The organism is Nocardia concava NBRC 100430 (assembly GCF_000308815.1).
GTDB lineage: Bacteria > Actinomycetota > Actinomycetes > Mycobacteriales > Mycobacteriaceae > Nocardia > Nocardia concava.
In genome coordinates this window covers 1-23,177 of the sequence record NZ_BAFX01000138.1, presented here as the reverse complement: position 1 = coordinate 23,177, position 23,177 = coordinate 1, and the positions used below count along the sequence as shown (strand labels likewise).

Sequence of the window (23,177 nt, the reverse complement as noted above, 5' to 3'; positions counted from 1 at the left end):
CCTCAACGGCCGCATCGAGAATGACGAAAAGGTGCTGGATCATTCAGAGGGGTCTAAATGATCAGCACGGTCGTCAGATGCGGAGCCGGCACCGCGAGGGCGGGCGCCCGAGGTTGCTTCCCGATCGAAAGCGGTTGGGGTGCTTGGAATGCCGGTTCGAGGGCCGTGCAGTCGGCGACCAGCTGGTCACCGATGGCCCGCGGCGGTGTAGCGAGCGTGCCCGTGGGATCGGAGGCCGGGTGTTCCTGCTTGCGGCACGACGGCATCGGATCAACCGCTTGGTGACTGGAATCCTTGGAGACCTGCGTCTGTACCGCGGCCACACTCGGTGTGCTCGATTCGAGCATCGAAAGCCGCTGTGATGAGCCCCATCCCGCGACCGCGGCGATGAGCCCGAGAACAATCGCGATTCCCGTGAAAAGCGCAGCCCAATACAGCCGAATGGACTTTCGGCATAGCGGGGCGGTTGCGGGATTCACCGGACCGACCATAACAGAACGCCCGCCCATCGATTTTCTCGATGGACGGGCGTTCCGACCGCGGGGCGACCGGTCGCGTCAGGCGCGCCGCATGTACGCCTTCACCGCGAGCGGGGCGAAGATCGCGATCACCACGATGGAGCCGACGATCGACCAGAGCAGGTTCGAGCTGTAGACATTGCCGTTCATCAGCTCACGGGCGGCATTGACCATGTAGTAGATCGGGTTGGCCTTGTTGATGCCCTGCAGCCAGCCCGGCATGGTCGAGACCTGGGCGAACGCGCCGGACATGAAGGTCAGCGGGAACATGATCATCATCGAGACGCCCTGCACGGCGGCCGCGCTCTTGCCGGTGATGCCGACCAGCGCCCAGATCCAGCTCACCGCGAACGAGCAGAACACCACGACCAGGCCCGCGACGACCACGCCGACGACGCCGCCGGCCGGCCGGTAGCCGAGGATCAGGCCCATGCCCACGGTGAGCACGGTAGCCAGCCCGTAGCGCACCATATCGGCGATGAGCGCGCCGGCCAGCGCCGAAATGCGGGCGATGGGAAGGGATTTGAACCGGTCGAAGACGCCCTTGTCCATATCCTCGCGGAGCTGGGTGCCGGTGACCACGGAGGTCAGCACGACCGTCTGGACCAGAATGCCGGGAATCAGAATCGGCAGGTAGTCGTGCACATTGCCGCCGATCGCCCCGCCGAAGATGTAGGCGAACAGCGCGGTGAACAGGATCGGCTGCACGGTGACGTCGAACAGCTGCTCCGGGTTGTGCTTGATCTTCAGGATCCCGCGGTAGGCCATGGTGAGCGAATTCGCCACGGTCTGCTTGAACGGGATGTGGTTGCTTACTTCGGGAATGGGCGCGGCCGTAGCCGCGTGCCGCCCGGTGGCGGGGGCGGTGAGAGTCGTGGTCATGCCGCGCTCCGTTCGGTCTCGTCGGTGTCGTCCTCGGCGGCGTGCCCGGTGAGTGCGAAGAACACTTCGTCCAGGCTCGGCTTGGCGACATTGATCTCTTCGACCCGGATGTCGTGCTCGCGCAACCGGATCAGGATGTCGGTGGTGATGCTGGGGTCGGGCAGTGGTGCGGTGATGCGACCGGCCTCGGGGGAGATGGCGGCCTCGACGAGGTGGCCCGCGGCGCGGGAAAGGTACTCGCCCACCAGGTTTCGCGCCTCCTCGATGTGGTCGCGGTCGGCCAGCGTCAGCTGCAGGGCCGACATGCCGACCGAGGACTTGAGCTCGTCGGAGGTGCCGTCGGCGATGACCTTGCCGCGGTCGATGACCGCGATCCGGTCGGCCAGCTGATCGGCCTCGTCCAGGTACTGCGTGGTGAGCAGCACGGTCGAGCCCTCCCGCACCAGCCGCCGGATGGTGTCCCACATCTGGGCGCGGGTGCGCGGATCGAGGCCGGTGGTCGGCTCGTCCAGGAACAGCAGCGGCGGGCGCGAGATCAGGCTGGCGGCCAGATCCAGGCGCCGGCGCATGCCGCCGGAGAAGTTCTCCAGGGGCTTGTCGGCGGCGTCGGTCAGCCCGAACTCCTCGAGCAGTTCGGCCGACTTGCGCCGCGCATCGGACTTGGACAGGCCCAGCAGCCGCGAGAAGATGATGAGATTCTCGGTGGCGGTGAGCTTTTCGTCGACGGAGGCGTACTGGCCGGTCACGCCGATCAGCGAGCGCACCGCGGTCGGCTCGGCGAGCACGTCGTGGCCGAAGATCCGGGCGCTGCCCCCGTCGGGGCGAAGCAGGGTAGCGAGCATGCGGATTGTCGTGGTCTTGCCGGCCCCGTTGGGTCCGAGCACGCCGTAGACAGCCCCCCGCGGCACCGCGAGACTCACGCCGTCGACGGCCCGCTGCTCCCCGAAGACCTTGACCAAGCCGTCCGCCTCGATGGCGAGTGCCTCAGCAGGTGTGTAAGAAGTCATGCGATAACCATGGGGTGCCCGCCTTGCACCCCCCTTGCATGGCGATTGCACGGCTCACGCAAGGTCACGACATGTCGACGACAGATGCCGATATATCTGCGGAAATGGTTACCGGATCAGTTCGGCGAGCCGGCCAGCAGGAGTTCGCGCAGCTTCGCGCGGTCGGGCTTGCCCGGGCCGCGGAGCGGAAGTTCGTCCAGCACCGCGAGTTCGCGCGGGGCGGCGATGGCGTCCAGTTCGGCGACCACGTGTTCGCGGAGTTCGTCGAGGCTGGGGGCGGTCGCGCCCGGGGCGGGGACGATGGCCGTGGCCACGCGCTGGCCGAGGCGTTCGTCGGGCAGGCCGAGGACCACGCATTCGGACACGGCCGGGTGGGTGATCAGGACAGCCTCGACCACCTGGGGGATGACCAGCAGGCCGCCGGTCATGATGGCCTCGTCGAGGCGGCCGGTGATGGTCAGCACGCCGTTCTCGAAGTGGCCCGCGTCCTCGGTGCGGAACCAGCCGGGTTCGGCGAAGGCGGGATGGTCGGCGATATTGCGGTAGCCCTTGGCGACCATGTCGCCGCCGAGCAGCACCCGGCCGTCCTCGATGCGTACCTGGGTGCCCGTCAGCGGTACTCCCTCGTACACGCAGCCGCCGCAGGTCTCGCTCATGCCGTAGGTGCGGAAGACGGTGATGCCCGCCGCGCGCGCCCGTTCCAATACCGGCTTCGGGGTGGCGGCCCCGCCGACCAGCACCCCGTCCAGCGAGGCCAGCGCCGCGGTGGCGGCGGGCTCGTCGAGGGCCTTGATCAGCTGGGTCGGGACCAGCGAGGTGTAGCGGCGCTCGCCGCGCATGCTCTTGATCGCGCCGACCAGCGCCTCGGGCAGGAAGCCGCCGGACACGTCGAGCGTGATCGGTTCGGTCCCGGCCAGAATGCTGCGCAGCAACACCTGGATGCCCGCGATGTGATGGGTCGGCAGGGCCAACAACCACTGCCCGGGACCGCCCAGGCGCTCGTGGGTGGCGTCGCCGCTGGCCCGCAGATTGGCCGCGGTGAGCATGGCGCCCTTGGGGTTTCCCGTGGTGCCGGAGGTGGTGACCACCAGGGCCACGTCCTCGTCGATCGCCTCGCCGGGCCGCAGGCTACCGCTGAGCCGCTGGGTCTCGCGGCGGTCGGCGGTGGGGACCGGGAGCCAGGCCGGGCCGTTGCCCTCCAAGGCCTCTCGGAGATGCGGCAATACTTCGCCCACCGCTGCGCCGGTGGGCATGGGAAGGATTCGGAGGGTATTGCTCACGTTCGCGATCGTGTCATTCCGTGGGGTGGCGGCGCGCGGAGGGGTCGGCGCCCGGTTGTCGAAAGCTGCGGGTCGAGTGCGGTCAGTCGGACGTCGGTGTCGCCAGCGGCCATCCACCGGCTGCGAGCCTGGAGGCCACCCGAGCGATATCGTCCTCGCCGGGCTGCTCCTTGGCAACTCGGGCAATGGCCGCCTCGATGTCGGTGCGCTCGATGTCGGAGGCCACGCGTTCGCGGGCCAACTGCTCCACCACCAGGTGCACCTCGTAGTCGGTGAGCCTGCGGTGCAGCACCGCCAGCAGCGCCACATAGTCCGATTGCGGGATGCCCTGCGGGTATCCGGCTTTCAGCCAGTCCAGCACCTTCTGCAGCACATTGGTGCGCGGCGTCGGGTCGAGCGGCTGTTGTTCTGCGGGGGTGCTCACGAGCGTGCCTTTCGATGAGGCGGCGTCACGCGCCGAGCAGGTGAATGCCGAGCCGGGTGGCCAGGAAGCCGCGTGCGATGAAGAGCACACCGACCACCACCGCGATCATGACCACCGCGAAGCAGAGGGTGGACGCGACCAGCGCCGCGGTCCGGGTGGTGCCGGTCGCGCCGTCGTCGACCTGGGCGCGGCAGCGGATGCCGACGGCGAACACGGTCGGCAGCCCGGCCCCGAAGATCAACGCGGCCAGCATGACTCGCCACAGGTCGGAGAGGTTGTGCAGCAGGGAGTGCATCGCGGTCTCCTAACCGATTCCGACGGTGTCGTCATTGCGGCGGGCGGGGGTCGCCGGGGGAGTCGCGGGGGCCGCCGTGTCCTCCCAGTCGTCGGTGACGTTCTGCGAGTTCACCACCGCGCGCTTGGACCGGAACCAGATGAACGCGGCCATGGCGATCAGCAGCGCGAACACCACCAGCACACCGGCGGTTCCGCCGATGCCGTGCAGGAGGCCCCAGCAGATCGCGCCCACCACACCGGCCAGCGGCAGCGTCAGCACCCAGGCCGTCACCATGCGGCCGAGCACGCCCCAGCGCACCTCCGCGCCGGGCCGTCCGATGCCGGAGCCGAGGATGGATCCGGTCACCACCTGGGTGGTGGACAGCGGCAGGCCGAAGTGGGCCGAGGTGAGAATGATCGCCGCGCTGGTGGATTCGGCGGCGAAGCCCTGCGGCGGCGCGATGTCGACCAGGCCCTTGCCCAGGGTGCGGATGATGCGCCAGCCGCCCAGGCAGGTGCCGGCGGCCATGGCGATGGCGCAGGACACGATCACCCACAGCGGCAGCGGATCGCTGGCCTTGGCGGAACCGTGCGCGATCAGCGCCAGGAAGATGATGCCCATGGTCTTCTGCGCGTCATTGGTGCCGTGCGCCAGCGAGACCAGGGAGGCGGTGCCGATCTGCCCCCAGCGGAAGCCGCCGGAGACGGTCTTCTCATTGCTGCCCTTGGTGATCCGGTACACCACCCAGGAGGCGATGGAGGCCACCAGCGCGGCCACGATCGGGGACAGCAGGGCCGGGATGATGATCTTGGCGATCACGCCCTTGCTGCCGTGCGCCCAGATCACGCCGTGCAGGCCGAGCGCGGCGATGGTGGATCCGATGAGACCGCCGAACAGGGCGTGCGAGGAACTCGACGGCAAACCCAGCAGCCAGGTGAACAGATTCCACAGGATGCCGCCGACGAGACCGGCGAAGACGATGTCGAGCAGCGCCCGCCCGCTCACCTCCGACAGGTCCACGATGCCCTCGGCGACCGTCGCGGCGACGGCCACACTGAGGAACGCGCCGATCAGATTCAGCGCCCCGGACAGGAGTACGGCGGTACGCGGCCGGAGCGCACCGGTCGCGATGGAGGTCGCCATCGCGTTCGCGGTGTCGTGGAATCCGTTGGTGAAGTCGAATGCCAAGGCTGTGCAAACAACGATCAGCAGAACGAGCAGTTCGGCAGACACACCGATCAGTTTGCGCTATACCCTTTACGCTCCGTTAACCGGTGCCCCCCGACGCATTTCACAGTTACCTTCGTGCTAAGGGGTGGCGGCCCACGGGCGCGCGGATATCGCGGGCGGAGTCAGTCGCCCCGGATGTCCCGGCGGATCGGGTGATTCGCCGGAATCTCGACGAAGATCAGGGGCACCCCGTCGGGGTCGCGGACCCACATCTCGATGAGTCCCCAGGGCTCTAGCCGGGGCGCGCGCTCGATCGGTATCCCGCGCAGCGCGAGTTCGGCGGCGGTGTCGTCACAATCACGTACCTGCAACCAGAGTGCTCCGGAGAACTCGCTCGGAGCGTCCTCCGCTCGACCGTGCCCGGCCACCTCGACCAGCGACTGCCCGGCGAAAAAGACCGTCCCGCCCGGATACTCGCGGGCAATGGCCAACCCGAGCCCGTCGCGATAGAAGGTCAGCGTCCGCTCGTAATCGCGCGGCCGCAGGATGATCCGACTGCTCAGTATCTCCATGAGTGCAGCATGGCAGCCGCGCGTTTGCCCGCGCCGGAAATCAGAAGTAGTAGGGGTACGGCTTCCAGTCCGGTTCGCGCTTCTCGAGGAAGGCGTCGCGACCCTCGACCGCCTCGTCGGTCATGTAGGCCAGGCGAGTGGCCTCACCTGCGAAGAGCTGCTGACCGACCAGTCCGTCGTCCTGGAGGTTGAAGGCGTACTTCAGCATTCGAATGGCCTGCGGCGACTTGCCGAGAATGTCGGCGGACCACTCCAGCGCCACATCTTCGAGCTGCTCGTGATCCACGACCGCGTTGACCGCACCCATCTGGTGCATCTCCTCGGCCGTGTAGGGCCGGCCCAGGAAGAAGATCTCGCGAGCGAACTTCTGCCCCACCATCTTCGCCAGGTAGGCGCTGCCGTACCCGGCGTCGAAGCTGCCCACGTCGGCGTCGGTCTGCTTGAACCGTGCGTGCTCGCGCGAGGCCAGGGTGAGATCGCAGACCACGTGCAGGCTGTGCCCGCCGCCCGCGGCCCAGCCGTTCACCAGCGCGATGACCACCTTGGGCATGAATCTGATGAGCCGCTGCACCTCGAGGATGTGCAGTCGTCCGGCGCGGGCGACGTCCACGGTGTCGGCGGTCTCGCCGGAGGCGTACTGGTAGCCGCTGCGCCCGCGGATGCGCTGGTCGCCGCCGGAGCAGAAGGCCCAGCCACCGTCCTTGGGACTGGGGCCGTTGCCGGTGAGCAGGACCGCGCCGACATCGGGGGTCATGCGGGCGTGATCCAGGGCGCGGTAGAGCTCGTCGACGGTGTGCGGCCGGAAGGCGTTACGTACCTCGGGGCGATCGAAGGCGATCCGGACGGTGCCCTGGTCGATGTGCCGGTGATACGTGATGTCGGTGAGGTTCTCGAATCCCGGAACGGGCCGCCACAGCGTCGCATTGAAGGTCACGGGTGTGAACATACTGTTCCGGTTCGCGCCGTGGTGAAGGCCCACCGCAGTTCGGTGCGGTGTTTCGCACGTCACTCGAAATTCGTGGCGGCGGATTTCGGCCATCCGATAAGGGCGCTGATTGTTAGCCGGATGCGTTGCCCGATGGCACGATCGGACGCTTGCTCCTCCTGGTCGGAGAAACTGGACCCGGCGGTAACCGAAAGTGAAACGCTGCCAACCGATTGCGGAGGGCTTACAGTGCTGTTGCTGCTGTGGCAGTAGCAGCGCATTGGCATCGTGTGTGCGGGGACACCGGTGCGTATAGTTGCGTGCGCTCGTTCATCGAAAAACTATCCGGAGGAACCTGAAAGTGGTTGCAGCACTGTCTGAATCCCTGCTCGATGACGCCAAGCGTCCGGCCTTCATCGCCGACGCGGAGAAGGTTCTGGACGAGGAGGTGTCGGACAAGGGCGGCGCGTCGGGCCTCGTCGTCAAGGGCGGCTATGCCGCGATCAAGAAGGTCAGCCCCTCGATCGTGGGTGACGCGCTGTCCTCCTTCGCGCCCAAGTTCGTCGAGCAGCTCGAGCCGTACTGGGCCGAGTACCAGAACGGTGGCGCGGCGTCCTTCGCCGATCTGCTGGTCGCCAAGCAGGACGAGGTGGCCGACGCGCTGCTGTCGGTGACCGACGCGCGTGCCGAGGCATCCTCGCGTCCGGCGCTGACCAAGGTCTACAACTCCATGCGCTCGTCGGCGAAGAAGCATGTCGTCGAGGCGCTTCCGCGCCTGGGTGAGCTGGTGCAGAAGCACGCTGGTTAATCAGACCGACCGGTTCGCGGCCCGGCGAGGGGCCGCGAACAGTCTGGAATGCGGTGCCCGCGAGGTGGTTCCCGGGCACTCGCCCCTTCTCTTCTCCGTAATCAGCCCTGGGACTTGCCGACTCGCCAGTAGCCGGTGAAAGTGATGTCCGCCTTGGGAATCTCGCGCTCCTGCGCCAGGTGCCGCCGCACACCCGCGGCCAGCTTCTGCTCGCCCGCGACGAAGGCGTAGACGCCCCGGCTCGGAATCTCCGCCCCGCGCACCGTCTCGGCCGCCAGCGCGCCCACCTCGGCATGCGCATCGGTGCGGACCAGCCAGTTCACCTGAACGCCTGCGGGTTCGCCCAGTTCCTGCGCGTCCTCGGCATGCGGAATCTCGATATAGGCCGCGCCCTTGGTCCCGCGCGGCAGCGACCGCAACACGCCCGCGATGCCGGGCAGCGCGCTCTCGTCGCCCACCAGCAGCGTCCAATCACTGTGGTCGGGAGCCTGGTACATGATGCCCTCGTCGAGGATTCCGGCCTTGGCGCCGGGTGTGGCATTGTTCGCCCAGGCCGAGGCCGGGCTGTCGTCGCCGTGCGAGACGAAGTCGATGTCGATCTCGGCCGTGCTGCCGAACTCCCCGAAGCCGGCGGCCCGGTAGTCGCGCACGGTGTAGTTGCGCGCCAGCGGACGGTGTTCCTTGCCCATCATGAGGTACTGCGCGTACCAGCCCAGATTGCTGGCGGAGGTGGGCAGCTTGAGGCTGCCGTCACGCCCGGGCATGAAGAGCCGGAACCACTGGTCGAAGCCCATGGCGGTGAATCCCGACAGGCCCTGGCCGCCCACGGTGACCCGGACGAAATTGGGGCTGATTCGTTTGCTGGCCAGGACTTCCGCGGTGAGGATCTCGCGGTGCTCGGGCTTGACATGCTTGCTGCGCTTCGCCATTGGCTTAGGTTAGCAAAGCCTAACTTGCCAGCATAGGTGTGAGCGGGGCGACGCAGCGCTCCGGGCCGCTGTCTGAGAGGCTGGAGGCGTGAATCCTTCGACTGCACAGGCGCACGTCGTCGTCGACGAGTTGGCGCGCGGCGGAGTCCGGGACGTCGTCCTGTGCCCCGGATCGCGAAACGCGCCGCTGGCCTTCGCATTACAGGCCGCGGACCAGGCCGGACGCATCCGGCTGCACATGCGGATCGACGAGCGCAGCGCCGGATTCCTGGCCGTCGGCCTGGCCGCCGCGAGCGGCCGCCCGGTGCCCGTGGTCATGACCTCCGGCACCGCCGTCGCCAATCTGGGCCCGGCCGTGCTCGAGGCCAACTACGCCCGCATGCCGCTGATCGTGCTCAGCGCCAACCGCCCCTACGAGATGCTCGGCACGGGCGCGAACCAGACCGTCGAACAATTCGGGCTCTTCGGTAGCCAGGTGCGTGCCGCCATCAGCCTCGGACTGGCCGAGGCCGAGCCGGACGATCCGCAATACTCGAAGCAGAACAGCGTCTGGCGCTCGGCGGTGTGCCGGGTGCTGGCCGCCGCCCGCGGCACCCGCTCCGGCAATGCCGGGCCCGTGCACTTCGACATCCCGCTGCGCGAACCGCTGGTCCCGGACCTGGCCGCGGGGGATGCGCTGCCGCCCGGCCGCGCCGGCGAACGGCCCTGGACGGCAACGCAATACGCCACCCTCGATGTGCCGCTGGATATCGATCTGACCCCGGACACGGTGGTCATCTCCGGTCACGGCGCGGGCCATCGCCCCGAACTCGCGGCGTTGCCCACGGTCGCCGAGCCGACCGCGCCCATGCACGGCCCGGCCCTGCACCCGCTGGCGCTGGGACTGTTGAAGCCCAAGCAGGCCATCATCACCGGCCGCCCCACCCTGCACCGGCAGGTGTCGAAGGTGCTGGCCGATCCCGAGATCACGGTGTTCGCGCTGACCACCGGCCCGCGCTGGCCCGATGTCTCGGGCAATGTGGTCGGCACCGGCACCCGCGCGGTCACCTCCGGCGCGCCGCGACCCGAGTGGCTCGAGCAGTGCCGGGATCTGAACGAGAAGGCCGTCAAGGTCGTTCGCGCCGAGCTGGCCGGACACCCGAAGCCGACCGGTCTGCATGTGGCGGCCGTGGTCATGGACGCCCTGCGCGACGGCGATCAGCTGCTGCTCGGCGCGTCCAATCCGGTGCGCGACGCGGCGCTGGTCTCGCAGCCGCGGCCCGGTGTGCGGGTGCTGTCCAATCGCGGCGTGGCCGGGATCGACGGCACCGTGTCGGCGGCGGTCGGCGCGGCGCTCACCCATCCCGGCCGCACGGTCGCGCTCATGGGCGACCTGACCTTCCTGCACGACGCCTCCGGCCTGCTCATCGGGCCGGGCGAGCCGCGGCCGGAGGACCTCACCATCGTGGTCGCCAATGACGACGGCGGCGGCATCTTCGAACTGCTCGAACAGGGCGATCCGCAGTACGCGGGCGTGTTCGAGCGGGTCTTCGGCACCCCGCACGGCATGGATCTGGCCGCGCTGTGCGCCGCCTACCGGATTCCGCACCGCCAGGTCGACCCGGCGGAACTGGCGGTCGAGCTGACCGGCAATGCCCACGGCATGCGGGTGCTCGAGGTCGCCACCGAGCGGTCGAGCCTGCGGGAACTGCACGCCACCGTGCGGGCGGGCGTCTCGAATTAGCTTGGGCGGGAGCCTTTCGGCTCGAGTGCGGGCAGAACCGGTCAGTAATCGCTACCGGCGCTGTCCTCGCGGTCGTCGTCCAGGGGGACCGGAATCGACTGTTCGACGAGGTCTCCCTCGGAGGCGGTCCAGCCAACGTCTTCGGCCGGGAGGTCGGTGATTTCGGAATCGGAGTCGAGCGCCTCGTCCACCGGATTGGCGGGGATGCTCTGCTCCACCGAATCGGCCTCGGGCACTGAATCGATGCGATCGATCATCGGATGCTCCTCTCTGCCGGGTTGGCGATGCCGTGCAGTGGGCCACCTTCGAGGATCCGCTTGATCGTCTCGGTCGGCAACCGCCGGTGATCATTCGTCCGGCAGCGGGCCGTCGTCGGCGGGGTGCTCGACCAGCGCCAATACGCGGCCGGCCATGAATCGGGCGGTACGAACCGAGCTTCCGGTTCGTGTCACTTCGCTCACTTCCACAATGCCGCGGGCAATGCGGGTCTCTATCCGCCTACCCGCTCTCGTCGCGATTATTTCGTAGTTCCGAGATCCGTCGCCGGTATCGACGACGATCTCCACACGATCACCCTTCATCTATCAATTCTCCTCCCTACCAGCGGCTTTCGCCGCTGATCGCACCTAACGAACCGGTTGCGACGCGGCGCTGCAAGCACATTTCGCGGTGCTCCGATGAATTGCGCGACCCCGCTCCGTCCTTATGGGTGACCGGGCCGCACGGATGGTTCGGCATGTCTTCGCACCGCACCGGGAGGAACCATGACCACACCGGCCTTCGATCTGGAAGCCGCCGCCACGGCGGTGGAGGCGGTCGCCGCCGCCGTCACCGACGCCGATCTCGATCGGCCGACGCCCGCACTGCCCACGGTGCGCGACATGCTCGCCCACGTCCTCGGCTTCACCGAGGGTTTCCGGCAGGGCGCGACCAAGGAGGCGATCGGCAACTCCCAGCCGCCCGCGCCCGCCCCGCTGCCCGGCGATTGGCGCGATCGCATTCCCGCGCAATTGAAGTCGCTGGTGGCGGCCTGGCGCGAACCGGAGGCGTGGGACGGCGAGACCGAGGTCGGCGGGGTGCTCGCGCCCGCCGCGCAGATGGCGCTCTTCGCCCTGGACGAGCTGGTGGTCCACGGCTGGGACCTGGCCCGCGCGACCGGGCAGGACTACGCCCCGGCCGACCAGGATCTGGCGGTGCTGCTCGGCTTCTTGCGCGATACCCCGCGCGAGGGCATCCCCGGCCTCTTCGGCCCGGTGGTCGAGGTTCCGGCCGAGGGGTCGCTGCTGGATCGCGTGGTCGGCCTCACCGGCCGCGATCCCGCCTGGGTGGCAGGCTGATTCACCCTGTCATTCCGGCACGCTTTTGGCCGGAATCCACGTGGTCGCTGTGGATCCCGGCCAAAAACGCGCCGGGATGACGAGGGGGCCTAGGCGAATACGCCCTGCTCGGCGGCCAGCGCGGCGGCTTCCGCGGCGGCGCTGATCGCCGCCGCGTCGACCGGATCGCCGCTGGCGAGCAGCCGGTAGTAGAGCGGGGCCGAAACCGCGGAAAGGACCGCGCGCGAGTCGGTTCCGGGCGGCACCTCGCCGCGGGCGATCGCCGCCTCGACGCACGGCGACCATTCGGCGAGCCGGGTGGCGTAGAAGGCGCGCAGGGCGGTGGCGGCGGTGTCGTCGCTGGTGGCGGCGGCGATGACGGCACGGAAGAGGCGGCCCTGCCGTGGATCGGAGAGGGTCTTGCCGACCAGGCGGGCGTTTTCGAGCAGATCGCCGCGCAGCGTGCCGGTATCGCTGTGCGGGAGTGAGGTTTCCGCCATTTCGACCAGCAGGTCGGCGACCAGTCCGGCGGGGGTGCGCCAGCGGCGGTAGACGGTGGTCTTGCCGACCTCGGCGCGGGCGGCCACCTCGGCCAGATCGAGGGTGGCGTAACCGCTTTCGGCCAGCAGGTCGCCGGCGGCGCGCAGCACGGCCTCGCGGACGCGGGCGGTGCGACCGCCGGGGCGGACCGATCCGGGGGAATCGGCTGCGCCTTCGCGAGTGCGTGTGTCGGGCGTCATAACGGGTCTCCAGTTCCATTTGTGGCGAGACGAGTGTAGCGTCCTTCGTGTTAATGAAACTGTAGTTCCGTTAGGAGTGGTGGTCATGGAATACCGTCGGCTCGGCGCTTCAGGTCTGATGGTTCCGGCCCTGAGCTTCGGCGCGGGCACCTTCGGGGGTCGCGGCGAACTCTTCTCGGCCTGGGGCGATACCGACGCGCAGCAGGCCCGCCGCCTGGTGGACATCAGCCTGGACGCGGGCGTCACCCTCTTCGACACCGCCGACGTCTACTCGGACGGGGCCTCGGAAGAGGTGCTGGGCGAGGCCATCCGGGGTCGGCGCGATCAGGTGCTGATCTCGACCAAGTCCACGCTGCCCACCGGCCCCGGCCCGAACGACGCGGGATCCGGTCGCGCGCGGCTGATCTCGTCGGTCGAGGGCGCGCTGCGCCGGCTCGGCACCGACCACATCGACCTGTTCCAGCTGCACGCCTTCGACGCGGGCACTCCCGTCGAGGAAGTGCTCTCGGCCCTCGACGATCTCGTGCGTTCGGGCAAGATCCGCTATGTCGGCGCGTCCAATTTCGCGGGCTGGCAGCTGATGAAATCCCTTGCCGCCGCGGACAAGCACGGGTTCCCGCGCTATGTCGCGCACCAGGTCTACTACTCGCTGGTCGGCCGCGATTACGAGTGGGAGCTGATGCCGCTCGGCCTGGATCAGGGCGTGGGCGCGGTGGTGTGGAGCCCGCTCGGCTGGGGTCGGCTCACCGGGAAAATCCGTCGCGGCCAACCGCTTCCGGAGACCAGCCGCCTGCACAAGACCGCCGACGCCGGACCGCCGGTGGATGACGAACGGCTCTACGACATCGTCGACGTGCTCGAGGACATCGCCGTCGAGACCGGCCGCACCGTCCCGCAGATCGCGCTGAACTGGCTGCTGCGGCGGCCGACCGTGGCCACCGTGATCGTCGGCGCGCGCAACGAGGAGCAGTTGCGGCAGAACCTCGGTGCGGTCGGCTGGAGTCTGGACGCCGATCAGATCGCCCGCCTGGACAAGGCCAGCGCGGTCACCCCGGCCTATCCCTACTACCCGTACTACCGGCAGGAAGGCTTCGCGCGCGTCAATCCACCCGTGGTGTAGGCGATTACGGGTTCGAGTAGAGACCCTGCGCGAGCACCGGCCACGACGCCTTCAGATCGTCCTGCCAGTAACCCCAGATATGGGTTCCGCTGCTGCGGAATTCGAAAGTGGCGGGAATGTTCAGGGATTCGAGGCGCTTCTGCAGAATGATCGTGGACAGTTCGACATTGGCCTCGATGAACGAGCCGAGCGCCACGGTCTGGGTGGTGTCGGCCGGATTCTTCTCCATCCGCCCGCGCGCGCCCGGCACGTCGAACGCGCCGGGAATGCCATTGCCGGTGGAGATGAAAAGGTTGGTGCCGCGCAGTTTCTCGGCATTGAGGGTGGGATCGTTGGCGGCCCACAGCGGGCCGTTCTCCGGTCCCCACATGTTCTCGACCTTGCCGCCGCCGTAGAGCTCGGTGACCAGCTTGATGGATTCCCGGCCCTGCGGGGTGACGGTCTGGAAGAAGCCGCTGTAGACGGCCGCGCTGCGGAACAGTCCGGGATTGAAGATGACCGAATTCAATACGGGCAGACCGGCCATGGAGATTCCGGCGATGGCGTTCACGCCGTTGGCGCCCAGCGCGGCGTCCATCAGCGGCGGCAATTCCTTGCCGAGGTAGGTGGACCACTTGTTCACGCCCAGCGATCGGTCGGGCTGGATCCAGTCGGTGTACCAGGTGAACGCGCCGCCGATGGGCTGCACCACATTGACGTTCTTGTCGGCCAGGAAATCCAGTGCGTCGGTGCGCAATTGCCAGGTGGCGGCGTCCACGCCGCCGCCCGCGCCATTGAGCAGGTAGAGGGTGGGGCGGGCCTCGGAGGTGTCGTCGGGGCGCAGCACGTCGACCGGGAAGACCTGGTTCATGGCGGCGGAGAACACCGAGAAGGTGACGGTGTGCTCGTCCTTGGCGGCCACGGTCTTGATGTAGGAGCCGTCCTCGGTCTTCAGATCGGGGAGGGTGACGCCGGGCAGGGTCGGGGCGGGCGGTTCCGCACCCGCGGGCAGGCCGCCGAGGCTCAGAGACGCGGCGGCCAGCAGGGTGGCGACCGCAAAACGCACGGTTGATCGACTGGTCCTGACCGACATGCGTCAGGAATATCATGTTTTCAGATTGTCGGAGGGGGATTCAGTACACGTCCCTGACGTACCGCTTCTCCGCCACCAGCTGCTTCTTGAACGCCAGCGCGCCATCCTCGCTCAGCTTGCCGTGAATGCGGGCGATCTTGAGCAGGGTGTCGTCCACATCCTTGGCCATCCGCGCGGCATCGCCGCACACGTAGAAGTGCCCGCCCTCGCGCAGCCACGCCCACAGCTCCGCGCCGTGCTCGATCATGCGGTGCTGCACGTAGATCCGCTCGCGCTGATCCCGCGAGAACGCCAGATCCAGCCGGGTCAGGAAGCCGGAGCGGAACATGTCCTCGAGCTCGGCGCGGTAGTAGAAGTTGTCCTTGGCATGCTGATCGCCGAAGAACAGCCAGTTGCGGCCGGTGCAGCCGAGGGCGCGGCGCTCCTGCAGGAAGCCGCGGAAGGGCGCGATTCCGGTGCCCGGGCCCACCATGATCATGGGCGCGGCCGGATCCAGTGGCGGCCGGAAATGCGGCGCCCGCTGCAGGAAGATCGGCACCTGCGCGTCGGCGCGATCGGCGAGGAACGTGGAGCACACCCCACCGCGGCGGGCCGCCGACCCGATGCCCGCCGGATCGCCGTAGCGCACCACGCTCACGGTCAGCTGCACCTCGCGCGGGCTCACCAGCGGGCTCGAGGAGATCGAATACTGGCGCGGCTGCAGCCTTTTCAGCGTCCCGAGCCACTCCACCAGATCGGCGTGCACCGGGAAGTCCCGCAGCACATCCACCGCCTGCCGATCCCAGAGGTACCCCTCCAGCTCGTTCCGATTATCGCGGCGCAGCAGTTTGGCCAATCGCTGGCTGTCATTGTGCTCACCCACGAACGACAGCAGATCCGAACTCACCCGCGTGATGTCGTAATACGTGCGCAGCGCCTGCGCCAGCGTCAACTCCCCGTCCTCGACATCGATGATCCGCCGCCCGTCCAACCCCGTGACCTCGAGCCACTCCGCCACCAGCGCATCACAATTCGCGGGCCGAATCCCCAGCGAATCCCCGACCTCGTACGTCGCCTCCAAATCACTCAGATCAAACCCGAACTGCCGCACCTCTTTCCCGGACCCGTCCCGCGAAAGCAATTCATTGCGCGCCAATGTCGCGAGCACCGGGGAATTCCGCGTGAAGGGTGCGGCCACTCGCCCGCGCGCCCGGCCCGGGTCGATCGCGGTAGCGGCCCCGGACCAACCGGCAGTGCTGCGACCAACCGCATTCGACGCACCGGCAGCACCATTGCGCGGATCGCGGCCACCCCGCCCCGCGGAGATATCGCCGGTCCAGGCGCTGGGATGGCCGAATCGACCTTGCGCGGCAACGCCGCCGACGACACCCGCCGCGCCGCGATCGCCCGGATCACCGTTTTCGCCGAACTCCGGCTCGAGGTCGCAGCTGCTGTTCGGCGCGGCGGAAACCTCGTCGAGGCCAGCAGCATTCGGGCCCGAGCCCGGGAAAACCCACAAGCCGCCATTGTCTTGGACATCCGGCGTGGAGGTCGGTCCCGCGGCGTCGAGGATGTCGGCCACCTCGTCGAACCAGGCCGCGGACAGGTCCTCGTGGTCGGGCTCGCTGTCGACGCGCGGTAGGAGGCGGGTCGCGCCGCGCTCGGCGAAGAGCTCGTCGAGTTTGCGGCCGTGGCCGCAGAAGTCGGCGTAGGAGGAGTCGCCGAGGGCGAAGACGGCGTAGCGCATGCCGGTCAGCTGGATTGCGCTGGTGCTCAGGCGTTCCCAGAAATCCGCGCCATTGTCCGGTGGGCCGCCGTCGCCGAAGGTGCTGGTGATGACCAGGACATCGCCGGTCAGGTCGGACAATTCGGCGGAATCCATATCCAGCAGCAGGGGCGTGAATCCGGAATCGAACAGATAGGTGGTCAGGGCCACGGCCAGATCCTCGGCGGTGCCGGTCTGCGAGGCCCACAGCACCGTGACCATCCGCGTCCGCGCCGAGCCGTCCGCCCGCGCGCCACCGTCGGCCGCGCCGGACGCATCGATCTCGGTGCCGCCGGTCGCCGAACTCGGCTGCGCGCCACGGGAGTACATGCCGCCGAGCAGGCCATTGATCCAGATCCGGCTGTGCTCGGACATAGGCGCGGTCTCCGGCAGCACCGGAACGCCATTCACCGGAAGGCTTTGCAGCGCGGCCAGATACCCGCCGAGGTAGATGCGCTCGACCTCGCTGAGGGTCGGTGCGACGGCACCGTCCAAGCCGAGCATCACGGCCAGCGGGTGGGGTCCGTCGGCGGGGCCGGTATCGCCGGGGGTCGTCATGTTCGGAAACACGCCGAAGCCCGGGGGCTCGGCCGAATCATCGGTCGCGGCAGGCGAATCAGCGATGCTCGATGGGTGGTCGGACGCGTCGAGGACCGTGACCTTGCGCAGCCGGACTGCGCAGGCCTTGAACTCGGGCTGCAGCGAGATGGGGTCCACGGCGTCGTTGGTGACGGCATTGATGGTCAGGTATTCACCCTGCTCGTCGTTCCAGTGGAACGGGGCGAAGCAGGTGCCCGGAAGAACCCGGTCGCTGATCTGGGCCGGCAGCACCGCGCGTCCGCGCCGGGAGGCGATTTCGAGCTCGTCGCCCTCGCGCACCTCGAGTGTCGCGGCGTCGTCCGGGTGGATCTCCAGGAACGGCTTGCCGTTGAGCTTGTTCAGCTTCGCGAGCTTGCCGGTCTTGGTCATGGTGTGCCACTGGTGTTGCAGGCGGCCGGTATTGAGCACGAACGGGTGGTCGTCGTCGGGCATCTCGTCGGGCAGCAGGTGCGGCCGCGGGAAGAACACGGCCTTGCGACTGGGGGTGGCGAAGGCCAGGCGCGGGGTGTGGCCTTGCTCGTCGGTGAACCGGGTCTGGCTGATCCCGTCGTTCAGATAGCGGATCGGATTGCGGCGCTGCGCCGGATCGGGGCACGGCCACTGGGCGGGGCCGTCGGCGAGCATTTCGTAGTCGATGCCGCGCAGGTCGTAGCCGGTGGCGGGATTGGCGAAACGCCGGATCTCATCGAAGATCTCGGCGCTGGAGGCGTAGTCGAAGCCGGGAAAGCCGAGGGCGGTCGCCAGCTGCGCGATGAGCTGCCAGTCTGGCCTGGCGTCGCCGAGCGGGTCGACCGCGCGCCGCAGGAGGGTCAGATTGCGTTCCGAATTCACCTGCACGCCATCGGATTCGGCCCACAGCGTGGCGGGCAGCAGCAGATCGGCGTAGGCGTTGGTGGCGGTGTCGGTGAACACGTCCTGCGCGATCACCAGTTCGGCGGCCTCCAGCCCGGCGATCACGGTGCGCCGATTCGCCATGGAGGCAACGGGATTGCTGCAGATGATCCACGCGGCCTTGATCCGCCCGTCGGCCAGCCCGCGGAACATCTCGATGGATCCCGGCCCGGCCTCGTCGCGAATCGTGCCCGGTTCCAGTCCCCAGACGTCCTCCACGAACGCCCGGTCCGCGGCCGAGAGCAGGCTGCGCTGCCCCGGCAATCCCGGTCCCATGTAGCCCATTTCGCGCCCGCCCATGGCATTGGGCTGCCCGGTCAGCGAGAGCGGCCCGCTGCCGGTGCGGCAGATGGTCCCGGTGGCCAGGTGCAGGTTGATGATGGCGTTGGTCGACCAGGTGCCGTGCGTGGACTGGTTTATGCCCATGGTCCACAACGACATCCACTCACCCGCCGCCCCGATCCATTCGGCCGCGGTCCGGATATCGGCCTCGGCCAGCCCGGTCACCTCGGCGACCAGTGCGGGCCGATAACCGGCCAGGAAGTCCGGCATGCCGTCCCAGCCCTCGGTGTGCTCGGCGATGAATTCGGCGTCGATATCGCCGTTCTCGACCAGCAGGTGCAGCAGTCCGTTCAGCAGCGCCAGATCGGTGCCGGGTTTGATCTGCAGGAACAGGTCGGCGCGGGCGGCGGTGTCGGTGCGCCGCGGATCCACCACGATCAGTTTCGCGCCCGCCTTCAGCCGATCGGCCATGCGCAGGAACAGGATCGGATGGCAGTCGGCCATATTCGCGCCGATCACGAAGAACAGGTCGGCGTGGTCGAGGTCGTCGTAGGAGCCGGGCGGCCCGTCCGCGCCCAGCGACAGCTTGTAGCCGCTGGCCGCACTCGCCATGCACAGCCGCGAATTGGCCTCCATGTGCACGGTGCGCAGGTGGCCCTTGGCCAGCTTGGTGGCCAGGTACTGGGCTTCCAGCGACATCTGCCCGGACACGTAGAGCGCGATGGCGTCCGGTCCGTTCGTGTCGAGAATCACCCGAAGTCGTTCGGCCGCTTCGTGAATCGCCTCGTCGACGGGCATGGGCACGGGCGGCTGCCCGCGTTCGGGGCGGCGGTACGCGGTCTCCATGCGGCCGGGCGCGGCCATCATCTCGGCGTGCGTATTGCCCTTGGTGCACAGCCGCCCGGCATTGACCGGATGCTCCCGGTCGCCCCTGACCTTGGCGATGATGGGCAGGCCGCGCGCATCGGCCTTGGTCTCGACGGTCATTCCGCAGCCCACCCCGCAGTACGAGCACGCGGTCCGGGTGCTTGTCGGGGGAGCGGGCTGATCCGGCATGGTTCCGAGTTAAACCAGCCCGGGTTGCACCCGATTTACCGAACGTTATCGCCAGATGACAATCGGCCTCACAGTCGGTAACCGCGGCTGTGAGGCCAGGTCAGCGCGGTGCGGTGAGCAATGCCACAGCTCAGAGCTTGTAGGCGCGGTGCTCAGAGCTTGTATGCGCGGTGCAGGGCCACGATCCCGCCGGTGAGATTGCGCCACTTCACCGATGACCAGCCCGCATCCGCGATCCGCAGGGCCAGCTGCGCCTGATTCGGCCAGGCCCGAATGGATTCGGCCAGATAGACGTAGGCGTCCGGATTCGAGCTCACCGTATTGGCGACCTGCGGGAGCGCCTTCATCAGGTACTCCATGTACACCGTCCGGAACGGCCCGAAGGTCGGGGTGGAGAACTCGGCCACCACCAGGCGGCCGCCGGGCTTGGTCACCCGCAGCATCTCCCGCAGCGCCAGATCCGGGTCGGAGACATTGCGCAGCCCGTAGGAGATGGTGACCGCGTCGAAGGAGTCGTCGGCGAAGGGCAGGGCCATGGCATCGCCCGCCACCATGGGCACATTCCGCCAGCGGCCCGCCGCCAGCATGCCCTGGGAGAAGTCGGCGGCCAGGCACCAGGCGCCCGACTTGGCCATTTCCACCGTCGAAACACCGGTTCCCGCCGCGAGATCGAGGACTCGCTCACCGGGCCGCAGCGCCAGCGCCTTCCGGGTCATCAGCCGCCAATAGCGGTCGATGCCACCGGTCATCACGGTATTGGTGATGTCATACCGCTTGGCGACGCCATCGAACATCGACGCCACATCGCGCGGCTGCTTGTCCAGCTGGGCCCGAAACGATTCCCGCTGCCGTAATTTCGCCACCTTCGCACCTTATCCGGCGCTGCGTGCCCGCGACGATCGTGCCCGCGCGGCGCGCGCCCATCTCACGATCGCGTCGAACCACAGGGTCGGGGGCGAGCCGAGCAGCCACAGCAGGGGCAGGGCGACGGCCCAGGCGACCACGATCACCGACAGCGCCGGAATGATCGCGACACGCGCATCGCGACCCGCCACCCGGACGAGATCGGGATCGCTGCGCCGATATTCGACATTGATGCGCTCGCCGGCGGTCAGCTTGGTCGGATACAGCACACCGGTTTTCGGATTGTGGGTCTCGCCGTCGGGCGTCACGAAGATGACCGCGGACCGCAGCGTGCCCGCCGAGAGCACTTCGGCGCTGGTCACGCCCTTGTCGGAGTTGATCAGACTGTCGTCGCGCCAGGCCGCGAGCACCAGCAGCACGGCCAGCACGCTGAAGACCGAAGCGGTGATCACGACCCCGATCCGAGCCCGCCGCAACCGCACCGCCCTCCGCTGTTCAGGGCTATGAGACTGCCTAGTTTCCGACACTTCAGCAGGCTATTCCATCGCTGGGCTACGGTCTTCGCCATGTCCCGAAAATTCAGCTTCACCGTGCAGTACAGCGTCCCGGTCGAAGATCTTCACCGGGCACTCACCAATGACGAGATGTGGCAGGCGCGCTTCGAAGGAGCGTCCACCGCCACGCTGGAGCTCACCCACCCGGACGGCCCCGGCACGATTCAGATCCATATGACCGAAAAAGCACCCGAAGACCAGATTCCCGGCATCGTCAAGAAGGTCCTCAAGAGCGATCTCATGCTCGAGCGCACCGACACCTGGGGCCCGCTCGCCGACGGCGTCGCCAAGGGCGCCTTCACCGGCCGCTCCGGCGGCATCACCACCGAGATGGCGGGCGATTTCGAATTGCGGCCCACCGCAGAGGGTTCCGAGATCGAGGTCACCGGTACCGTCGATGTGAAGGTGCCGCTGGTGGGCGGGGCCATCGAACCGCTGGTCGAGAACCTGCTCAAGAAGGTCATGAACAGCGAGCGCAAGTCCGTCGAGACCTGGTTCGCCGCACAGAATGCCTGATCGAGCACGGCATGCCTGATCGGGCGCAGCGCGCCTGATCCCGGAAATCCGTGGATGCGGGGGTGGTCCCGCATCCACGGGCCGGGCTCACTCCGGCCCGAACCGCTCACTCCGGCCCGAATTGCGCCGTGGCCGGATCGAAGTCGCGGGGTTCGATGAGGACCAGCCAGTTGCCGGAGTTGTCGCGGATGATGGCCTCCACGCCGTAGGGCCGCTCGGCGGGCGCCTGAACGAACTCCACGCCCTTGGCGGTGAGCTCCTCGAAAGTCTTCTGGCAGTTCTCGGTTCGCAGCCCGAGCGCGCCGTGCGTGCCACTGGCCATGGAGCGGCGAATGGCCTCGGCCAGGTCGTCGGTGAGCGGGGGACCGGGGACCATCAGGGTGATCTCCAGCTCCGGATGATTCGGGTGCACCACGGTGACCCAGCGGAAGCCGTTGTCGCCCATGGTCACATCGCTGGCCTCGATGAAACCCAGCTTGTCGGTGTAGAACTCCTTGGCCGCGGACTGGTCGTTCACGTACACGGTCACTAGCGAGACATTGGTGATGGTCGTCATACCTAAGAGGCTATGGACCAGCAGGTACTTCCGGCTTCTCCAAAATTGCGCGATTCCCATCGATAGCTCAGTTCACACACTCGGAACCTCGGTGAGACTTCCGTAACCGGCGTGCAATGGTTCGGAAAGCCAAGATCAACAAACGCTGACCACCCTCGAAGACGGAAACAGCTCGCGACGAGCCCGAACGAGGAGTGCTGGTGGTTCAGGTAGAAACACCCACGGCGAATGCGGTGGCCGCGTCGAAAGAGACGCTGGAGGATTACACGCTGCGGTTCGCGCCGCGCAGTTACCGCAAGTGGAGTCCGGCGGTGGTCGGCGTCTCCGCGCTGGGCGGCATCGCCTACCTGGCCGACTTCTCCATCGGCGCCAACATCGGCATCGCCAACGGCACCGGCAACGCGCTGCTGGGCATCGGCATCTTCGCCATCGTCGTCATGCTGACCGGCTTCCCGCTGGCCTACTACGCCGCGCGCTACAACATCGACCTGGACCTGATCACCCGCGGCAGCGGCTTCGGGTACTACGGGTCGGTGGTCACGAACATAGTGTTCGCCTCGTTCACCTTCATCTTCTTCGCGCTCGAGGGCTCGATCATGGCGCAGGGCCTGAAACTCGGCCTGCACGTGCCGCTTCCGATCGGCTACCTGGTGTCCACGGTGATGATCTTCCCGCTGGTCATCTACGGCATGAACACCCTGGCCAAGCTGCAGGTGTGGACCACCCCGCTGTGGCTGATCCTGATGGTGCTGCCGTTCGGCTTCCTGCTGGTGCGCCACCCGGATTCGGTCGGCACCTTCCTGTCCTACGGCGGCCAGGACGGCAAGGGCGTGAGCCTGTCGGGCGCGCTGCTCGCCGCCGGCGTCTGCCTCTCGCTCATCGCCCAGATCGCCGAGCAGATCGACTACCTGCGCTTCATGCCGCCCCGGACACCCGAGAACGCCCGCAAGTGGTGGGGCTGGATGCTGCTGGCCGGACCCGGCTGGGTGCTGTTCGGCGCGATCAAGCAGGTCGTCGGCCTGTTCCTGGCGGTCTACCTGATCGCCAGCCTGCCCGGCGCGCAGGACATCGCCAACCAGCCGGTGCACCAGTTCCTCGAGATCTACCGCGACATGATGCCGTCCTGGCTGGCCATGACGCTGGCCGTGGCGCTGGTGGTCATCAGCCAGATCAAAATCAATGTGACCAACGCGTATTCGGGTTCGCTGGCGTGGACCAACTCCTTCACCCGCGTCACCAAGACCTACCCGGGCCGGATCGTGTTCCTCGGCCTGAACCTGGCCATCGCGTTGATCCTGATGGAAGCCAATATGTTCGACTTCCTCAACAACATCCTCGGCTTCTACGCAAC

24 protein-coding genes are annotated in these 23,177 nt (G+C 67.8%); 6 read left to right on the top strand and 18 right to left on the bottom strand.

The genetic code is table 11. The features are described from left to right. Nucleotides 1-53: 53 nt before the first annotated feature. The 9 genes from ON43_RS32080 to ON43_RS32040 form a co-directional block, all read right to left on the bottom strand. Nucleotides 54-347 (bottom strand): hypothetical protein, encoded by a 294-nt coding sequence (locus ON43_RS32080; RefSeq protein WP_157514259.1) that lies wholly within the window; start codon nt 345-347, stop codon nt 54-56. A 210-nt stretch (nt 348-557) separates the two neighbouring features. Beyond that, complete coding sequence (locus ON43_RS32075; RefSeq protein WP_040813546.1) at nt 558-1,400, bottom strand: ABC transporter permease; 843 nt, start codon at nt 1,398-1,400, stop codon at nt 558-560. Further along, the gene (locus tag ON43_RS32070) at nt 1,397-2,407 is read right to left on the bottom strand and encodes a daunorubicin resistance protein DrrA family ABC transporter ATP-binding protein (protein ID WP_040813545.1); all 1,011 of its coding nucleotides are present in this window, start codon (nt 2,405-2,407) and stop codon (nt 1,397-1,399) included. Before ON43_RS32070 ends, ON43_RS32075 begins: the two co-directional genes overlap by 4 nt. Nucleotides 2,408-2,523: 116 nt before the next feature. Then, nucleotides 2,524-3,660: an o-succinylbenzoate--CoA ligase gene (menE, locus tag ON43_RS32065; RefSeq protein ID WP_040813543.1), complete on the bottom strand. Its 1,137-nt coding sequence runs from the start codon at nt 3,658-3,660 to the stop codon at nt 2,524-2,526. A 109-nt stretch (nt 3,661-3,769) separates the two neighbouring features. Beyond that, complete coding sequence (locus tag ON43_RS32060; protein WP_051179528.1) at nt 3,770-4,111, bottom strand: DUF3349 domain-containing protein; 342 nt, start codon at nt 4,109-4,111, stop codon at nt 3,770-3,772. Between the two features lie 25 nt (nt 4,112-4,136). Next, on the bottom strand, nt 4,137-4,406 hold the full coding sequence (locus tag ON43_RS32055; protein WP_040813541.1) for a hypothetical protein: 270 nt from the start codon (nt 4,404-4,406) through the stop codon (nt 4,137-4,139). A gap of 9 nt (nt 4,407-4,415) precedes the next feature. Further along, entirely contained in the window at nt 4,416-5,621 is a 1,206-nt protein-coding gene (locus ON43_RS32050) for an inorganic phosphate transporter (protein ID WP_040813539.1), read from the bottom strand. A gap of 119 nt (nt 5,622-5,740) precedes the next feature. Further along, entirely contained in the window at nt 5,741-6,130 is a 390-nt protein-coding gene (locus ON43_RS32045) for a VOC family protein (RefSeq protein ID WP_040813537.1), read from the bottom strand. Between the two features lie 40 nt (nt 6,131-6,170). Then, a complete protein-coding gene (locus tag ON43_RS32040; protein ID WP_040813622.1) occupies nt 6,171-7,064 on the bottom strand; it encodes a 1,4-dihydroxy-2-naphthoyl-CoA synthase in 894 nt (297 codons plus the stop codon). A gap of 352 nt (nt 7,065-7,416) precedes the next feature. Between ON43_RS32040 and ON43_RS32035 the strand changes: the two genes are divergently transcribed. Continuing rightward, on the top strand, nt 7,417-7,863 hold the full coding sequence (locus ON43_RS32035; RefSeq protein ID WP_040813535.1) for a DUF6918 family protein: 447 nt from the start codon (nt 7,417-7,419) through the stop codon (nt 7,861-7,863). A 101-nt stretch (nt 7,864-7,964) separates the two neighbouring features. Here the strand turns inward: ON43_RS32035 and ON43_RS32030 are convergent, their stop codons facing one another. Beyond that, complete coding sequence (locus ON43_RS32030) at nt 7,965-8,792, bottom strand: siderophore-interacting protein (protein ID WP_040813533.1); 828 nt, start codon at nt 8,790-8,792, stop codon at nt 7,965-7,967. An 88-nt stretch (nt 8,793-8,880) separates the two neighbouring features. On the opposite strand from ON43_RS32030, the gene menD reads away from it, so the two are divergent. Then, nucleotides 8,881-10,515 carry a 2-succinyl-5-enolpyruvyl-6-hydroxy-3-cyclohexene-1-carboxylic-acid synthase gene (menD, locus tag ON43_RS32025; protein ID WP_040813531.1) on the top strand — a complete coding sequence of 545 codons (1,635 nt, stop codon included), beginning with the start codon at nt 8,881-8,883 and terminating at the stop codon, nt 10,513-10,515. Nucleotides 10,516-10,556: 41 nt separating this feature from the next. Here menD and ON43_RS32020 read toward each other — a convergent pair whose 3' ends face one another. Continuing rightward, nucleotides 10,557-10,772 (bottom strand): Rv3202a family protein, encoded by a 216-nt coding sequence (locus tag ON43_RS32020; RefSeq protein WP_040813529.1) that lies wholly within the window; start codon nt 10,770-10,772, stop codon nt 10,557-10,559. A 90-nt stretch (nt 10,773-10,862) separates the two neighbouring features. Then, nucleotides 10,863-11,096 carry a DUF8836 family protein gene (locus ON43_RS32015; protein WP_040813527.1) on the bottom strand — a complete coding sequence of 78 codons (234 nt, stop codon included), beginning with the start codon at nt 11,094-11,096 and terminating at the stop codon, nt 10,863-10,865. A 183-nt stretch (nt 11,097-11,279) separates the two neighbouring features. Here ON43_RS32015 and ON43_RS32010 point away from each other — a divergent pair, with 183 nt between their 5' ends. Beyond that, nucleotides 11,280-11,852 (top strand): TIGR03086 family metal-binding protein, encoded by a 573-nt coding sequence (locus tag ON43_RS32010; protein WP_040813525.1) that lies wholly within the window; start codon nt 11,280-11,282, stop codon nt 11,850-11,852. Between the two features lie 89 nt (nt 11,853-11,941). On the opposite strand, the gene ON43_RS32005 is transcribed toward ON43_RS32010, so the two are convergent. After that, nucleotides 11,942-12,571, bottom strand: a complete 630-nt coding sequence (locus ON43_RS32005; RefSeq protein WP_040813523.1) for a TetR/AcrR family transcriptional regulator — start codon at nt 12,569-12,571, stop codon at nt 11,942-11,944. A gap of 85 nt (nt 12,572-12,656) precedes the next feature. Between ON43_RS32005 and ON43_RS32000 the strand changes: the two genes are divergently transcribed. Further along, nucleotides 12,657-13,691 (top strand): aldo/keto reductase, encoded by a 1,035-nt coding sequence (locus ON43_RS32000; protein ID WP_040813620.1) that lies wholly within the window; start codon nt 12,657-12,659, stop codon nt 13,689-13,691. Nucleotides 13,692-13,695: 4 nt separating this feature from the next. Here the strand turns inward: ON43_RS32000 and ON43_RS31995 are convergent, their stop codons facing one another. The 4 genes from ON43_RS31995 to ON43_RS31980 all read right to left on the bottom strand — a co-directional run bounded on the left by ON43_RS31995 (nt 13,696) and on the right by ON43_RS31980 (nt 20,727). After that, the gene (locus tag ON43_RS31995) at nt 13,696-14,763 is read right to left on the bottom strand and encodes an alpha/beta hydrolase (protein ID WP_063712671.1); all 1,068 of its coding nucleotides are present in this window, start codon (nt 14,761-14,763) and stop codon (nt 13,696-13,698) included. A gap of 40 nt (nt 14,764-14,803) precedes the next feature. Beyond that, nucleotides 14,804-19,336 carry a bifunctional nitrate reductase/sulfite reductase flavoprotein subunit alpha gene (locus ON43_RS31990; RefSeq protein WP_040813519.1) on the bottom strand — a complete coding sequence of 1,511 codons (4,533 nt, stop codon included), beginning with the start codon at nt 19,334-19,336 and terminating at the stop codon, nt 14,804-14,806. 152 nt (nt 19,337-19,488) lie between these two features. Next, nucleotides 19,489-20,199, bottom strand: a complete 711-nt coding sequence (locus tag ON43_RS31985) for a demethylmenaquinone methyltransferase (protein WP_040813516.1) — start codon at nt 20,197-20,199, stop codon at nt 19,489-19,491. A 9-nt stretch (nt 20,200-20,208) separates the two neighbouring features. Further along, nucleotides 20,209-20,727: a DUF3592 domain-containing protein gene (locus ON43_RS31980; RefSeq protein ID WP_373283510.1), complete on the bottom strand. Its 519-nt coding sequence runs from the start codon at nt 20,725-20,727 to the stop codon at nt 20,209-20,211. Between the two features lie 39 nt (nt 20,728-20,766). Between ON43_RS31980 and ON43_RS31975 the strand changes: the two genes are divergently transcribed. Then, complete coding sequence (locus ON43_RS31975; RefSeq protein WP_040813514.1) at nt 20,767-21,270, top strand: DUF2505 domain-containing protein; 504 nt, start codon at nt 20,767-20,769, stop codon at nt 21,268-21,270. 106 nt (nt 21,271-21,376) lie between these two features. Here the strand turns inward: ON43_RS31975 and ON43_RS31970 are convergent, their stop codons facing one another. After that, the gene (locus ON43_RS31970; protein WP_040813512.1) at nt 21,377-21,826 is read right to left on the bottom strand and encodes a VOC family protein; all 450 of its coding nucleotides are present in this window, start codon (nt 21,824-21,826) and stop codon (nt 21,377-21,379) included. 194 nt (nt 21,827-22,020) lie between these two features. Between ON43_RS31970 and ON43_RS31965 the strand changes: the two genes are divergently transcribed. Continuing rightward, nucleotides 22,021-23,177, top strand: a 1,157-nt coding sequence (locus ON43_RS31965; RefSeq protein WP_083913872.1) for a purine-cytosine permease family protein, incomplete at its 3' end; no start/stop codon positions are given.

Bases quoted from the DNA above. Each gene is read 5' to 3' on its own strand.
- ON43_RS31995 (WP_063712671.1), bottom strand. From the start codon at position 14,763: ATGTCGGTCAGGACCAGTCGATCAACCGTGCGTTTTGCGGTCGCCACC.
- ON43_RS32030 (WP_040813533.1), bottom strand. From the start codon at position 8,792: ATGGCGAAGCGCAGCAAGCATGTCAAGCCCGAGCACCGCGAGATCCTC.
- ON43_RS32080 (WP_157514259.1), bottom strand. From the start codon at position 347: ATGCTCGAATCGAGCACACCGAGTGTGGCCGCGGTACAGACGCAGGTC.
- ON43_RS32015 (WP_040813527.1), bottom strand. From the start codon at position 11,096: ATGAAGGGTGATCGTGTGGAGATCGTCGTCGATACCGGCGACGGATCT.
- ON43_RS32020 (WP_040813529.1), bottom strand. From the start codon at position 10,772: ATGATCGATCGCATCGATTCAGTGCCCGAGGCCGATTCGGTGGAGCAG.
- ON43_RS32070 (WP_040813545.1), bottom strand. From the start codon at position 2,407: ATGACTTCTTACACACCTGCTGAGGCACTCGCCATCGAGGCGGACGGC.
- menE (WP_040813543.1), bottom strand. From the start codon at position 3,660: ATGCCCACCGGCGCAGCGGTGGGCGAAGTATTGCCGCATCTCCGAGAG.
- ON43_RS32055 (WP_040813541.1), bottom strand. From the start codon at position 4,406: ATGCACTCCCTGCTGCACAACCTCTCCGACCTGTGGCGAGTCATGCTG.
- ON43_RS32045 (WP_040813537.1), bottom strand. From the start codon at position 6,130: ATGGAGATACTGAGCAGTCGGATCATCCTGCGGCCGCGCGATTACGAG.
- ON43_RS31990 (WP_040813519.1), bottom strand. From the start codon at position 19,336: ATGCCGGATCAGCCCGCTCCCCCGACAAGCACCCGGACCGCGTGCTCG.
- ON43_RS32000 (WP_040813620.1), top strand. From the start codon at position 12,657: ATGGAATACCGTCGGCTCGGCGCTTCAGGTCTGATGGTTCCGGCCCTG.
- ON43_RS32075 (WP_040813546.1), bottom strand. From the start codon at position 1,400: ATGACCACGACTCTCACCGCCCCCGCCACCGGGCGGCACGCGGCTACG.
- ON43_RS31970 (WP_040813512.1), bottom strand. From the start codon at position 21,826: ATGACGACCATCACCAATGTCTCGCTAGTGACCGTGTACGTGAACGAC.
- ON43_RS32005 (WP_040813523.1), bottom strand. From the start codon at position 12,571: ATGACGCCCGACACACGCACTCGCGAAGGCGCAGCCGATTCCCCCGGA.
- ON43_RS31975 (WP_040813514.1), top strand. From the start codon at position 20,767: ATGTCCCGAAAATTCAGCTTCACCGTGCAGTACAGCGTCCCGGTCGAA.
- ON43_RS32010 (WP_040813525.1), top strand. From the start codon at position 11,280: ATGACCACACCGGCCTTCGATCTGGAAGCCGCCGCCACGGCGGTGGAG.